Annotated in this window: 13 protein-coding genes; 6 read left to right on the top strand and 7 right to left on the bottom strand. The window is 44.2% G+C overall.

Annotated elements, in window-relative coordinates:
- Positions 1 to 14 precede the first annotated feature (14 nt).
- A complete protein-coding gene (locus F995_RS11885) occupies positions 15 to 1,106 on the bottom strand; it encodes a 3-deoxy-7-phosphoheptulonate synthase (protein WP_174766804.1) in 1,092 nt (363 codons plus the stop codon).
- Positions 1,107 to 1,233: 127 nt separating this feature from the next.
- Positions 1,234 to 2,124 (bottom strand): sulfite exporter TauE/SafE family protein, encoded by an 891-nt coding sequence (locus tag F995_RS11880; RefSeq protein ID WP_004647097.1) that lies wholly within the window; start codon positions 2,122 to 2,124, stop codon positions 1,234 to 1,236.
- Positions 2,125 to 2,511: 387 nt separating this feature from the next.
- On the opposite strand from F995_RS11880, the gene lpxB reads away from it, so the two are divergent.
- On the top strand, positions 2,512 to 3,684 hold the full coding sequence (gene lpxB / locus F995_RS11875) for a lipid-A-disaccharide synthase (protein WP_004647096.1): 1,173 nt from the start codon (positions 2,512 to 2,514) through the stop codon (positions 3,682 to 3,684).
- A 2-nt stretch (positions 3,685 to 3,686) separates the two neighbouring features.
- Here lpxB and F995_RS11870 read toward each other — a convergent pair whose 3' ends face one another.
- Complete coding sequence (locus F995_RS11870) at positions 3,687 to 4,637, bottom strand: AraC family transcriptional regulator (RefSeq protein ID WP_004647095.1); 951 nt, start codon at positions 4,635 to 4,637, stop codon at positions 3,687 to 3,689.
- Positions 4,638 to 4,825: 188 nt separating this feature from the next.
- Between F995_RS11870 and F995_RS11865 the strand changes: the two genes are divergently transcribed.
- Positions 4,826 to 6,040 carry an alkane 1-monooxygenase gene (locus F995_RS11865; RefSeq protein ID WP_004280457.1) on the top strand — a complete coding sequence of 405 codons (1,215 nt, stop codon included), beginning with the start codon at positions 4,826 to 4,828 and terminating at the stop codon, positions 6,038 to 6,040.
- A 54-nt stretch (positions 6,041 to 6,094) separates the two neighbouring features.
- Here the strand turns inward: F995_RS11865 and F995_RS11860 are convergent, their stop codons facing one another.
- On the bottom strand, positions 6,095 to 7,918 hold the full coding sequence (locus tag F995_RS11860) for an acyl-CoA dehydrogenase (RefSeq protein ID WP_004647094.1): 1,824 nt from the start codon (positions 7,916 to 7,918) through the stop codon (positions 6,095 to 6,097).
- 78 nt (positions 7,919 to 7,996) lie between these two features.
- Here F995_RS11860 and F995_RS11855 point away from each other — a divergent pair, with 78 nt between their 5' ends.
- Positions 7,997 to 8,977, top strand: coding sequence for a GlxA family transcriptional regulator (locus F995_RS11855; RefSeq protein ID WP_004647093.1), 981 nt, complete (start codon positions 7,997 to 7,999; stop codon positions 8,975 to 8,977).
- A gap of 6 nt (positions 8,978 to 8,983) precedes the next feature.
- Here F995_RS11855 and F995_RS11850 read toward each other — a convergent pair whose 3' ends face one another.
- Both F995_RS11850 and F995_RS11845 read right to left on the bottom strand, forming a co-directional pair.
- Positions 8,984 to 10,186 carry an MFS transporter gene (locus tag F995_RS11850; RefSeq protein WP_004647092.1) on the bottom strand — a complete coding sequence of 401 codons (1,203 nt, stop codon included), beginning with the start codon at positions 10,184 to 10,186 and terminating at the stop codon, positions 8,984 to 8,986.
- Positions 10,183 to 10,626 carry a MarR family winged helix-turn-helix transcriptional regulator gene (locus F995_RS11845; RefSeq protein ID WP_004647091.1) on the bottom strand — a complete coding sequence of 148 codons (444 nt, stop codon included), beginning with the start codon at positions 10,624 to 10,626 and terminating at the stop codon, positions 10,183 to 10,185. Before F995_RS11845 ends, F995_RS11850 begins: the two co-directional genes overlap by 4 nt.
- Before the next feature lie 265 nt (positions 10,627 to 10,891).
- On the opposite strand from F995_RS11845, the gene F995_RS11840 reads away from it, so the two are divergent.
- From F995_RS11840 to F995_RS16660, 3 genes are read left to right on the top strand one after another with little or no spacing between them, the layout of a single operon-like run.
- Positions 10,892 to 12,337: a cytochrome ubiquinol oxidase subunit I gene (locus F995_RS11840; protein ID WP_004647090.1), complete on the top strand. Its 1,446-nt coding sequence runs from the start codon at positions 10,892 to 10,894 to the stop codon at positions 12,335 to 12,337.
- Positions 12,334 to 13,338, top strand: a complete 1,005-nt coding sequence (gene cydB, locus F995_RS11835; RefSeq protein ID WP_004647089.1) for a cytochrome d ubiquinol oxidase subunit II — start codon at positions 12,334 to 12,336, stop codon at positions 13,336 to 13,338. Before F995_RS11840 ends, cydB begins: the two co-directional genes overlap by 4 nt.
- A 9-nt stretch (positions 13,339 to 13,347) precedes the next feature.
- The gene (locus F995_RS16660) at positions 13,348 to 13,455 is read left to right on the top strand and encodes a hypothetical protein (RefSeq protein ID WP_004647088.1); all 108 of its coding nucleotides are present in this window, start codon (positions 13,348 to 13,350) and stop codon (positions 13,453 to 13,455) included.
- 87 nt (positions 13,456 to 13,542) lie between these two features.
- On the opposite strand, the gene F995_RS11830 is transcribed toward F995_RS16660, so the two are convergent.
- Positions 13,543 to 14,154: a thermonuclease family protein gene (locus F995_RS11830; RefSeq protein ID WP_004647087.1), complete on the bottom strand. Its 612-nt coding sequence runs from the start codon at positions 14,152 to 14,154 to the stop codon at positions 13,543 to 13,545.
- Positions 14,155 to 14,205: the final 51 nt, after the last annotated feature.

The following is a 14,205-nucleotide window of genomic DNA, read 5'->3' as shown; positions in this document are numbered from 1 at the left end:
GTTGGTCAGATCATTTAACGATTAGGTAAAATGTCTTTCAATGCCTCATGCATGTCGAGTAAAACTTTTTCAGTCGTTTCCCAGTCGATACAGCCATCCGTAACGGATTGACCGTATTCCATATCATTCAGGTTCGCCGGAATGTCCTGACGACCACCCTTAAGATGACTTTCTACCATAATACCAACAATTGACTTGTTTCCATCAAGAATTTGTTCGGAAATGTTTTTAAGTACAAGTGGTTGCAGGTACGGGTCTTTGTTAGAGTTGGCGTGGCTGGCATCAATCATGATCTTGGTGCTGACTTTGGCCTTGGCTAGAGCAGCTTCTGCATCGGCAACCGAGCCTGCATCGTAGTTCGGCTTGCCATTACCGCCACGCAGTACCACGTGAGCATAAGGATTGCCTGAAGTGCGAATCACAGCCACCTGGCCTTGATCATTCAGACCGAGGAAGCTGTGACCATGTTTCACAGATTGCATCGCATTGGTCGCGACCGTTAAACCGCCATCAGTACCATTTTTAAAGCCGACTGGTGAAGAAAGACCAGAAGACATTTCACGATGGGTCTGGCTTTCTGTGGTACGTGCACCAATTGCTGACCATGAAATCAGGTCTTGGTAATACTGTGGCGAGTTTGGATCAAGTGCTTCAGTGGCACATGGCAAGCCCATTTCATTCAGTTCAAGTAATAGCTTGCGACCGATACGCAGACCTTTTTCAATATTGAATGAATCATTCATGTCTGGGTCATTGATCAGGCCTTTCCAGCCTACGGTAGTCCGTGGTTTTTCAAAATAAACCCGCATCACGATGTATAAGCTGTCTTTAACTTTTTCGCTCAGTACTTTTAAGCGTTCAGCATATTCATGCGCCGCCGCCGGATCATGGATAGAACAAGGGCCAATTACAACGAACAGGCGTTTGTCTTCACCATCCAGAATTTTACGAATCGTTTCACGACCATGCAGTACGGTTTGATAAGCAGTTTCAGTCAACGGTAACTCTGCTTTAAGCTCAGCAGGGGTTACAAGAGGAATCATGCTGTGGATATTCACGTCATCAATATCTGATGCTGAAATAGGATTTGACTGTTGTGTATTCATTGCCGTCACTGGTTCGATCATACAAAAGGTTGTTTAATAGCCCGAATATAACATGAATGATGCGTCACTTTGTTATAAAAAAGATGAATACTTCTTTGAAAAAAAAGTGATGAATCGGATAGTTAACTTAAACGGACGGGGAATTTTGATTCACAATTATCATTGCTGTTTCAGCAGGTTGAGCCGGTTTTGATTTCACAGGATTAATCATGAAATTCACGCCCAGCGCAAATAGGGTAATACCTAAAATTTTGCGGATCAGTTTTTCCGGCATACGTGAGCTGAGTAAAGTGCCGACAATAATCGCCGGAATAGACCCCACCAATAACCACATGAGCAGCATGAAATCGACATTGCCTGAAGACATATGACCCAGCCCTGCAACCAGGGTCAGTAACACTGCATGCACAACATCTGAGCCAATGATACGAATCATCGGCAGATTCGGGAACATCACTACAAGTGCCATGATGCCAAATGCGCCGGCACCCACTGAAGAGAGCGTGACAAATATGCCCAAGATAATGCCCATGATGATAATGGCTACGCGCTTTTCCTTGGCTTGCAGCTTTACTTTTTCCAGATCTTGGGTCATATCCGGTAGTTCTTGTTTTCTGTATTTATTAAAAAGATTTTCGATCTGGCTACGAAACAGAATGGATAAGCCGGTAATGGTTAGCATAAAGCCCAATACCATGGTCAGGACGGCCTTGTAATGCGTTGATTGGCTCAGATAGTTATCAAGAACCCAATGTGTTGCAAAAGATGCGGGAATACTGCCAACGGCCAGCCAGATCACAATCGGCCAGACAATATTCATTTTCTTGGCATGCACAAACGAGCCACAGAATTTAGAAATCGCGGCATAGAGCAGGTCAGTACCAATCGCGATATGCGGTTCAATCCGGAATAAACTGATAAGAATTGGCGTCATTAATGAACCGCCACCGACACCGGTGACACCTACACAAAAACCTACCAGAACGCCTGCTAAAATAAATTCAATCGGACCAAACATGCATATATGCCAAAATCAAAAAACGAGCATATCTTATGACTTTTGGATATAAGTCGTTGTCTTGATTATTGATTTACTTATGCATAAAAAAGATAAAGCTAGGTGAAGAATATTAGGTGATCTTTCATGTTAATTCACTGGGTTATGTATAAAGTGCGAATATAATGATTGATTTTAACTGTCCGATTTGCCCCATTTCTGTCTAATTGAATGTACCTGTAAATGTCGATTTAATTCTTGTTATGCAAGCTCCCTTATTGACTAAGTTATTCTAAATGGTGAGTTTCTTAAAATGAGAAGATGCTTAAGCTTCTTCCGGAATAGTTACAGGATTATGTTAGAATCCCGATTCAATAAATTTCCATGCGGATCTGAGAGGAAACCCACTTGCTAAATCGAAAGCTTAAAATTGGAATCGTGGTCGGTGAAGTCTCTGGAGATACGCTTGGCGCAAAATTGATTCGCCGTTTTCGTGAGCAAGGCATTGATGCTGAATTTGAAGGTATCGGTGGTCCACAAATGATCGCGGAAGGCTTTAAAAGCTATTATCCGATGGACATTCTGTCGGTGATGGGCATTGTTGAAATTTTAAAAGATATTAAAAAACTTTTTGCTGTGCGGGATGGTCTGGTGGAAACATGGAGTAAAGATCCGGTCGATATTTTTATCGGGATTGATGCGCCTGATTTTAACCTGCGTTTGTCGAAAACCATTAAACAAAAACAGTTACCGATTAAAACCGTGCAATACGTCAGTCCTTCGGTCTGGGCATGGCGTCAAGGTCGTGTACATGGCATTAAAGCCAGTATTGATCTGGTGCTGTGCCTATTTCCATTTGAAAAAGCCTTTTTCAAGCAATGGGATGTGCCAGCAGCTTTTGTCGGACATCCGCTCGCTAGCCAATTACCGCTTGAAAATCCAATTCTGGATGCTCAAACAGAATTAGGCCTCGATCCACATCAGAAATATATTGCCTTATTGCCGGGCAGCCGTCGTGGTGAAATTGAACGTTTAGGACCTTTGGTTCTGGATGCAGCTAATATTCTGCATCACAAATATCCGGATTATACCTTTCTGATTCCTGCGATTAATGATGCACGCAAGCAGCAAATCGAAAGTTTATTAGCCACTTATCCTGAAAGCTTAAAAGCCCAGATTCGTTTGATGGAAAATATCAGCGCTGAATCCAAAATTGGCCGTCAGGTGATGAATGCGTCCAATATCATTGCATTGGCGTCTGGAACTGCAACGCTTGAAGCGATGTTGCTGCACCGTCCGATGGTGACTTTTTATAAACTACACTGGCTGACTTATCAAATTGCCAAATTACTGGTAAAAATCCCTTATTTTTCATTACCAAATATAATTGCCGGCAAAAAAGTGATTCAAGAACTGATCCAGTCGGATGCCACACCTGAAAATCTGGCAGCTGAAATTGAAAAACTGATGGATATTGAAGCAGCGCAGATTCAGGTTATGCAGCATATCACCATGCACAAGCAGCTGCTTTCTGGTAATAGTGAAGACCCGGTCAAAGCGGTACTGGCTTTAGTGCAGTAATTTTAGTCTGATAATAAAGACTGGTTCTTCTGACAATTCAGCCGGTATTGGGTCGGCGTCTGTTCAAACTGTTTTTTAAAACTTTGACTAAACGCCGTCTCGGATGAATAACCCACCAGATAAGCGATCTGCTGGATACCAAATCCACTATTTCTCAAATATTGCGCGGCGAGGCGCAGGCGGTGCTGTTGCAGATAGGCAAGGGGCGGTTCACCGACAATCTGGGTAAACAACTGGGCGAATTTAGAACGTGACATATGACATTGTTCGGCCAGACTTTCTACAGTCCAAGACTGTTCAGGTTTGCCATGAATCGCCGCCAGTGCATTGGATAGTTCCGGATGCGAAAAAGCATTCAGCCAGCTCGAGGCATTTTCCAGGTTTAAAATATAATCACGTACGCATTCAATCAGTAAAATACTGACCAGATGATCCAGAATCTTGTCACGTCCGGGACGAAGCTGCTGGGTTTCCAGTGCCAGAAACTGCAAGCCAACCTGTAACCATTCTGGCGCCGTATCACCCAGAATATGTTGAATATGCAGGTATTTAGGTAATGCACTCAAAAGAGGTTTGGCCATCTGGATATCCAAGCTAGAACGAATAGCCAGTATGAAACTATGCTCCGCCGAATTTTCCCGATTGAGATCAACACATTGCTGTGCATTGCTCTGAAAATAAGGATTAATCGCATGGTGCTCAGAAAAATCGGCATTGTCTGGGCAGGAAACATGATGGGAGGAACCTGCGGGTAATAGCACCAGATCACCTTGTTGCAGCTCCAGTCGATCACCATTTATGAACTTTAATTGGGCCTGTCCCTGTAACAGGATATAGGCCAGCATAAAAGGCTCATGCTGATAATCAAAGCCGCCTGGATGAAATACATTCAGATAAAGATATTCCGATTTTTCCAGATGAATATCATCAAAAATTTTACTTAAAGCATCCATGCCTAACTCTATTCTTCTGTTTTATTTCATTGAATTGACTATAAATTTTTTAACTTTGTGATTTTAGGCCAGAATTTGGCAGCATGTGCCAAAGACGCTGACATAGCTTTTCTGGACGTTGAATACTGTTCGCTACTGCTGAAATAATCAACTATAAGTGCAGAGTAACATAAAAAAGGAAGGTCGCAATGAATGCCCCTGCACAAATCCAGAAAGCGCAGTTTACGCAGGAAGCGTCGGCACTAAAAGGTGTCAAGCTGGATAAAAAACGTTTTGGCTGGTTGCTCAGCCCAGGTCTGCCTGTGATCGGAATGGGAATTCTGGCCGGTTATCATTTTGGTCCCAAAGCGACTAAAAAAGTCTTTGCCATGGGCGGACTATTATTACTGCACGTAATCATTCCGACTCTGGATGCCCTGATTGGCGATGATGCCAATAACCCAAATGATGAGCAGATCAAGGCACTGGTTAACGATCCTTATTATGACCGCATTGTAAAAGCATTTATTCCCTTGCAAATGGCAGCCAATGCCTTTGCCGGTTATGTCGTAAGCCGGCCAAATGTGTCTTTGCTGGATCAGGTACTGCTTGGAGTTTCTATGGGTGCGATTAATGGTGTGGGGGTGAATACCGCACATGAACTCAGTCATCGTCCACAGAAAAAAGACCATTACTGGTCTCATGCCAGCCTGATGCCTTTGGGCTATAACCATTTCCGGATCGAACATCCTTATGGACACCATAAACGGGTGGCGACACCAGAAGATCCGGCATCTTCAAAAATGGGTGAATCTTTTTACCGTTTCTGGCCACGTACCGTAATAGGCGGATTAAAATCTGCAATCCAGATTGAAAAAAGACGGCTCGAGCGTAAGGGACTGAAATTCTTTAATCAGGAAAATGAGCTGTTTCATGGTTGGGCCATGAGTGCCGGCTATCATGCCTTGATGCTAAAGGCGTATGGCAAGAAAATTATTCCTTATACACTGACACAGGCATTTTATGGCGTTAGCCTGTTTGAGATTGTGAATTATATCGAGCACTACGGACTGAAACGTGGACAGAAAGCGGATGGCAGTTATGAGCGAACCTTGCCGGAACATAGCTGGAATAACAACAATATCGTAACTAATCTGTTTTTGTATCAGTTACAACGCCATTCTGATCATCATGCTTTTCCAAGCCGTCCATTTCAGGCGTTGCGGCATTTTGATGAAGCGCCAGAATTACCCAGCGGTTATGCAACCATGCTGATTCCAGCCTTGATTCCACCTTTATGGTACAAAATCATGGATCAGCGGGTATATCAGCACTATCAGGGCGATTTAAGTAAGGCTAATATCTTGCCTTCCAAGCGTGCCAAGCTATTTAAAAAATTTGGTGTAAATAACTCTACAGCTTAATGAATTACAAAATAAAAATGCGCCGATAAAGGCGCATTTTTTGATAAATTCTGTCTAGAACCAGTCGCTTTGCATATTCAGGCAAGTATCATCCATATTCATCAATAATTTGGCCTGATGCTCAATTTCAGGGAGTTCCCAGCGAATAAAATATTGAGCTGCTTGAATTTTCCCTGCCAGAAAAGTCTGATCTTCTGCCTGCGAAGATGTGCCAAACTTGAGTTGAGCCTGATTCGCCATTTCTAGCCAGAGCCAAGATAGAATAGTTTTGCCCATCATATCCAGATACAGGCCTGAATTGGCCAAAGCGTCACTGACTTTTCCTTGATGTAAGGCCTGGCCTAAAACCTGAGTAGTTTTTTGTACAGTCGCCAGATGCTGTTTGTAGATCTCTGCGAGTTCCACTATCTTAGGTTCATGAGTCTCTGACAAGGTCTTCTGGATGCGCTGCATGAGCAGATTTAGCCCTTTGCCATTATGCTGCCAGAGTTTACGTCCCAGCAGATCCAGAGATTGAATGCCGTAAGTTCCTTCATGAATCGGATTGAGCCGGTTATCACGGTAACATTGCTCCACCGGATATTCACGAGTATAACCCGCGCCGCCCAGGACCTGAATAGCCAGATCATTGGCTTTCGGACCATAGGCAGAAGGGAAAGATTTGACCACCGGGGTGATGAGATCAAGCAGAATTGCACTATCTTCATCTTGAGCTGCCTGAAGTTCATCAATTAATCGGGCTGCAAATAAGCAAAGTGCCAGCGAACCTTCTACATATGACTTTTGCGCCAGTAGCATGCGTTTGACATCGGTATGTTCAATGATATTCACTGGTTTCGAGTCAGGTGTTTTTTCATGAACTGGCCGGCCTTGCGGACGGTTTTTAGCATAATCCAGAGATTCCAGATAGCCACGATAACCAATCATGGCTGCGCCTAGACCGACACCCACACGTGCTTCATTCATCATCTTGAACATGTATTTTAAGCCATGTCCTGGTTCTCCAATTAAATAGCCTAAGCAATTGTCATTTTCTCCAAAGCTTAAAATTGTAGATGTGGTACCTCGATAGCCCATTTTGTGCAGTAAGCCAGCCAGCTGCACATCATTAGCTTCACCGAGGGAACCATCCTCATGAGTTCTGAATTTTGGTACGATAAACAGGGAAATTCCTTTCACGCCTTGCGGCGCATCCTGAATCCGCGCCAAGACCAGATGCACAATATTTTCGCTAATGTCCTGATCGCCACCCGAAATAAACATTTTCTGGCCTTTAATTTTATAAATTCCATCTGTCTGAGGAATCGCTTTAGTGGTCAGATCGCCCAAAGAGGAACCTACATTCGGTTCGGTCATGGCCATGGTGCCAGCAAAGCGGCCACTCAACATATGCGGTAGGAATATTTGCTTTTGTTCTGGGGAGGCAAAAGCTTGTATCAGGTTCGCCGCAGCGGCTGTTAGAAAAGAATAAGCCACGGTGGACGGATTGGCCGACATGAAATAAGCATTGCAGGCCATATTCACCAAAGTGGGCAGTTGCATGCCGCCATCTGCATAATCATGCTGGGCACAAAGCAGGCCGGTATCGGCAAACTGTTGCCAGGCTGTCTTCACTTCATCAATGGTTTTGATCTGTTTGCCGTCAAAGTTCGGTTCATGCTGATCAGCTTTGGCATTATGCGGCGCAAAATAATCAGTCGCGATACCTTTTGCTGTTTCCAGAATACTGTCGAAAGTATTTTTGTCATGATCCTGATAGCGTTGCAGTTTAGTCAGCGCTTCAAGTTTGAATACGTCATAAAGCTGGAAATGCAGATCTTTATCATTAATCAGTTGGGTCACGGTACTATCCTGAATGTGCAATCCTTGAGATAGCATCAAGACTAGCAGTTGCTTTTATTGAGGAGGATTGTCAATAATGACATGAATCGGGTGAAAAGTGACAATTAGTAAAGTATGCAACAGGTGGTGATTTTAGGCTTTCATGGGGCTCTGGCTTCGGCCATTACGGGTGTGGTCGATTTATTTACCATGGCTGGCGTAAGCTGGAACCGGATCCAGCAGCAGGACGTACAGCGCCTGTTTAAGGTGAGTATCGCCAGTCCGGAGGGACATCCGATTCGGTGCATCAATGGGCTGCAGTTGCAGGCACATTTTTCTTATCAAGAGATTCAAACTGCAGATATTCTGGTGGTACCGACCATCGCTGCACCGATTCAGGATGTATTGCAACAGAATCCAGAACTGATTCATTTTTTAAAATCTGCACATGCAGAGGCGACTTTAATTGCAGGAAACTGTACGGGGAATTTTTTTCTGGCAGAAGCAGGCATTTTAGATGACCGGATTGCAACAACACATTGGGGTTTTCAGGAAGTGTTTCGTTCACGCTATCCTAAGGTGAAACTGAATGCCGATCTGATGATTAGCCGGGATCAGAATATCTATTGTGCAGGTGGAGGCCTGGCCTGGTTTGACCTAGGTTTGCATCTGATTGAGCGCTTGTATGGCTTTGAGGTGGCCATGCAATCGGCTAAATCTTTCGTAATTGATTACCGCCGTGATAGCCAGTTGTCTTATTCATTGCTGAATATTGGCCAGCCGCACCATGATGAACTGGTACAAAAAATCCAGAACTGGCTAGAGCAGCATTTTCATGAAGATTTTAGTTTGAACCAGCTGGCAGAGCAGTTTAATGTGACTGGCCGAACCCTGATTCGACGCTTTAAACAAGCCTTAGACATACCGCCCAATCAATATCTACAAGCGATCCGGATTGAAGCCGCACGTAAACGACTGGAAGAAACCGATCAAGCTCTGGATGTGATCATGCAAAATGTCGGCTATCAGGATCCAAGTTCATTCCGCCGTTTATTTCATAAAAAAACCGGTCTGACGCCGTTGGAATACCGGCGCCGGTTTAGTCGGCGCTTTTAAAAGCTTTTAATGAGAAGGCTGTACTTTTCCTGCTTTACGGCCATGCAGAAGGTAATACCAGGCCAGACAGCTTAGGGTGAGCAGCGCCGAGAACAGATAAAGCTGGCGATAACCAATCTGGTCCAGCAGCATACCCAGGAAATACGGGCCAAAACCAAGACCGGCATCCAGGGCAATAAAGAAGGTTGAGGTTGCTAGACCCATACGCTGCAATGTTGTACTTTTCACCGCAATGGTTTGACACACCGACTGGATATTCCCAAAACCAAAACCGAGTAACGCTGCACTAGAGAGTAACATCACAGAGTTTTGTGCTTGGCTTAAAAGCAAAATCCCTAATGCCATAATCACAATGGCAGGATAGATAATGATATTTTCACCTTTACGGTCCATTAAAGGGCCAGTAAAAGGACGCGAAAGCAAAATGGCAAAGGCATACATTAAGAAAAAGAATGATGCGGCTTCGACCAGATTAATGTCTTTGGCATAAAAGTGAATAAACGACAATATACCTGAATAAGAAGTAGCCACCAGCAGTACAATCAGTGCAATCGGTAGGGCATTCGGTTCAATATACTGGGCCAGTTTACTGGTGCTTTGCGAAGTAGAATCTGCTGACGAATGACCTGCCTTAAGGCGTGGTGGCTGGATGAACAAGCCACAAATCAGGCAGCTGAGCGCAACGATACTGGTAAAGATGAAAATTACCTGATAATTAAAATTTGTCATCAGCCAGATTCCGGCAAAGGGACCAATCGCTGTGCCGAGGGTGCTGCTCATGCTGAAATATCCAATTCCTTCACCACGTCGTGTGGCAGGAATGGTCTGTGCAATCACTGTACCCAGTACAGTAGAAGCCATACCCATCATAAAGCCATGTATCAGACGGATGCCTAGTAAAACTTCCAGCTTGGCCGGAATCATATACAGTCCGGAAAAGAGTAGGAAACCAGTCAGGCCAATGACAAGCGTATTTTTTAGGCCCAGACGATTCAGTAATTTTCCGATCAATAAGCGTCCGAATAGGGTGCCGACAATAAACAGACCTGATACCAGACCGGCTTGTGCAGTCGAAGCCCCTAGCTCAGCCACCGAGTAGCCGACAATCACAATCACCAGTAAGTAGAACACCAGAACCAGCTGGAAATTCACCAGACTGATCAGGATAAAATTGGGCGTCCATAAAGGCGTTTCTTGTTCTTGGCTCATTGAGGTCTGTCCTGAGATGAGGGATATAACTGCTGAATGAGTTGCATCAAGGTATTTTTACTGCCTTCAAGATCATCTGATTCAATGTGCTCAAGCAACTGATCTTCAAATGCATCGATCTGTTTGGAACACATCGCAAAGGTCTCAATTCCTTGCTCACTCAACTTGAACAGCTTTTGACGTTTGTCTTCAGTTTCGAGTTGGGCAATCAGATCGAGTTCAACCAGTTGCTGAATCCGCTTAGTAATACCGGGCTTGGATACATTGAGATAACTGGAAATATCTGCCAGCGTGCATTGTTGCTTTGACTGGATGACGTATAACACCTGCCATAAGGAATAATTTAATTGAGATGACAACAAGATCGTATTGATCTCATCGCTCATCAGTCGTGCGCAGCGTAATAACAGCGTACGAAGTCGGGGAGATTCGGAAAACATATGGTTAGTTAACCTGGGTAACTAAATTTAGGCCTAATTTACGCCTGTTTTATCCAAAGCTCAAGAGGAGAGTTTTAAAAATTATTCAGAGTAATATTTTCTTTATCAGCAAGAGTTACATAGTTTAACCTGATTAAAAAATAATCAACAAAAGACTACATACTTTTTATAACAGCCACGCCTAAGCTAGCCATGTCACTAGAAAAATTCATGACTTAAAAATTGAAGGGCAAAGATGCCAAATAACAATGCATAGGTGAAGCTTATGACTCTGGGTTTAACTGCATTAGAGTTAGCACGAATACAGTTCGCCTTTACTGTATCTTTTCATATCATTTTTCCGGCAATTTCAATCGGCTTGGCCAGCTTTCTGGCTATTCTGGAGTGGCGCTGGCTCAAAACCCAAAACCCGATTTTTCAGGATCTATTCAAATTCTGGGTGAAAATTTTCGCTGTGGCATTCGGGATGGGTGTCGTCTCTGGTGTGGTCATGAGCTACCAGTTTGGAACCAACTGGAGTGAGTTTTCCCGGGTAGCAGGCAGTGTAACTGGACCTTTACTGGCTTATGAAGTTTTAACCGCCTTCTTTTTAGAAGCCGGATTCTTGGGCATCATGTTATTTGGCTGGGGGCGAGTAGGACCCAAAGCACACTTTTTCTCGACCTTGATGGTTGCGATAGGAACCTGTATTTCCATGTTCTGGATTTTATCGTCCAATAGCTGGATGCAGACCCCACAAGGCTTTGCGATTGAAAATGGCCTGATTGTTCCGCAAGATTGGCTTGCTATCGTGTTTAACCCATCTTTCCCTTATCGTCTAGCCCATATGGCTATGGCTGCCTTTCTAGTTTCTGCCTTACTGGTCGCTGCTACAGCCGCATGGCATCTAATCAAAGGCCGTCGTGATGCACTGGTCAAGACTTCATTTTCCATGGCGATGTGGCTGCTTCTGGTACTCGCGCCCTTACAGGTCATCGTCGGTGATATGCACGGTATTAATACTCTTGAACATCAGCCAGCAAAACTGGCGGCAATGGAAGGGCACTGGGAAACCAATCATGATGAAGGCATGCCCTTATATCTCTTTGGTATTCCGGATATGGAGGCTGAAGAAACCAAATATGCAATCGGAATTCCCAACTTGGGTAGCCTGATTTTAACCCACTCGATGGATGGAAAGGTTACGGGACTTAAAGACTTTGCGCCTGAAGACCGGCCGAATTCGCTGGTGGTGTTCTGGAGCTTCCGGATTATGGTCGGACTCGGCGTATTGATGCTGTTACTGGCGTTATGGGGAGCGTGGGCACGTACCCGTGGTCGCTTTTATGAATCCCGTGCATTGCATCGATTTGCCTTGATTATGGGACCTTCCGGATTTATTGCCATGCTGGCGGGATGGTTTACCACAGAAGTCGGCCGTCAGCCTTGGGTAGTCTACGGCATCATGCGAACCAAGGATGCATTGTCTCCGGTTTCCGCTGAACAGGTGGGGCTGACCCTGATTATTTTTGTAGTTGTCTACTGTGTGGTATTTGGTATCGGAATTTACTACATGTTGCGCCTGATGCACAAAGGCCCGGATTTTATTCATACCCGACCAGATCATGAATCAGATAGCGATGTGGTTCAGGCCTCGCGTCGACCATTAAGTAGTATTCGCGAACGTATCGAAGAAGTTCCTGAACAACCGGATCAGGAGGACAAAAAATGATTGATTTATCATTAATCTGGATTGTGATTATTGGTTTGGGTGTATTGATTTATACCATTCTCGATGGTTTCGATCTGGGCATCGGCATCTTGTTTCCTTTCTTTCCGCATCAGGATGAACGTGATGTCATGATGAATACCGTGGCTCCGGTCTGGGATGGCAATGAAACCTGGATGGTACTGGGTGGTGCAGGGTTATTTGCAGCTTTCCCACTTGCTTACTCGACCGTACTCTCGGCACTGTATATGCCAATTATTCTGATGGTGATTGCCTTGATTTTCCGCGGCGTGGCTTTTGAGTTCCGCTTCAAGGCAAACCGCAGTAAGCATTGGTGGGATAAAGCCTTTATCGGTGGTTCTGCGATCACCAGTTTCCTGCAAGGCATGATTTTAGGCGCCTATATTCAGGGCATTGAAACCCGAAATGGTGTCTATGTTGGGGGTGGTCTGGACTGGCTCACTCCATTCAGTATTTTCACCGGAATCAGTGTGGTGGTGCTCTATGCGGCATTAGGCTGTGGCTGGCTCATCTATAAAACCGGAGATGACTTACAAGATCGAATGTTTAAACTGATGCCTAAGCTGATTATTGCCTTGCTGATCATATTGGGTGCTGTCAGTATTTATACGCCGTTAACTCATCCTCAGATTGCTGAACGCTGGTTTAGTCAGCCACAATTTACCTATTTTATGCCAGTTCCAGTTCTGGTTCTGCTATTTACCTGGCTGGCCTTACGTGCCTGTAAAAGACGTAGTGAATTAGGCCCATTTACCTATATGCTTGTTCTGGTTTTCCTTGCTTATACCGGATTCTTGATTAGTCTATGGCCATATATTATCCCGCCGAGCGTGACTATCTGGCAGGCAGCAGCGCATGAAAATAGCCAGCTATTTGCCTTGATTGGTGCCTTGATCCTGATTCCTATTATTGTGATTTATACGGGTATGTCCTATTGGGTATTCCGGCATAAGGTCAGGGTCGGCGATGATGGCTATCATTAAGGAGTGGTCATGAAAGGCAAACAGGCATTATGGTTTGTAGGATTATGGCTGGCAGGATTTTTAACGCTGGCCCTGATTGCTGGCGCATTCCGCTTTCTGGTGCATTTGGCTTATTAAATTAGTAAAACTAAAAAAATGAAAAAAGTGATCTGAATGTACTGATCACTTTTTATTATTTGCCATTTATCTTTGATAAAACCAAATTTACGATTTTACCTGTTTACGATAAACACTTGGACGTACAGGACGAGTATGTTTCCAAAGGCCTTTTTTCTGTTTCTTGGCTTTATTTTGCAGTTCCATCATATAGCGTAAATGGGTTTTGTCCTTGATATATTCTTCATAGACCCACGCTGCACCACGTTTGACAATCTCTTCATTGATATTTTTGCGATAGCGATAGACGACACCCACACAGCGACCATAACGGTCAATGTCGGTTATCTTGACCCGAACCATTTTATTATTCACCATGCTTTTGACCAGACGTTGCGATTCCTTGCCATAGGCTTGTGATGATTCAGGGGCATCGACAAAAGCAAAGCGCAATTTGGTCTCAGAGCGACGAATATTAAAACGGTAGCAGGTGAGGGTATCACCATCACTTACGGCTTTTACACGGCACCAGTATTTTTTGCCTTTCTTAAAGGGGCGGAAAACATCTTTTAAATAAACTGTAATTTTATGCAGCAGATAATAAGAAAAACACAGCAGTACGAGGCCCAGCACAATTTGCCAGGTGATGGAGAGATTTAACAAAGGCAAGATCCAAATCAGCAAAACCAGCTGTAAAATCACAGCTAAAAGTCGAGCCATTTTAGAGCAAAGCCAGTAGATCTACGGCTTAAAAGCTAATCACTCAGTGTT

The sequence above is a fragment of the Acinetobacter sp. CIP A162 genome, assembly GCF_000367905.1.
Taxonomy (GTDB): Bacteria; Pseudomonadota; Gammaproteobacteria; order Pseudomonadales; family Moraxellaceae; genus Acinetobacter; species Acinetobacter lwoffii.
This window is presented reverse-complemented; position numbering and strand designations above follow the sequence as displayed.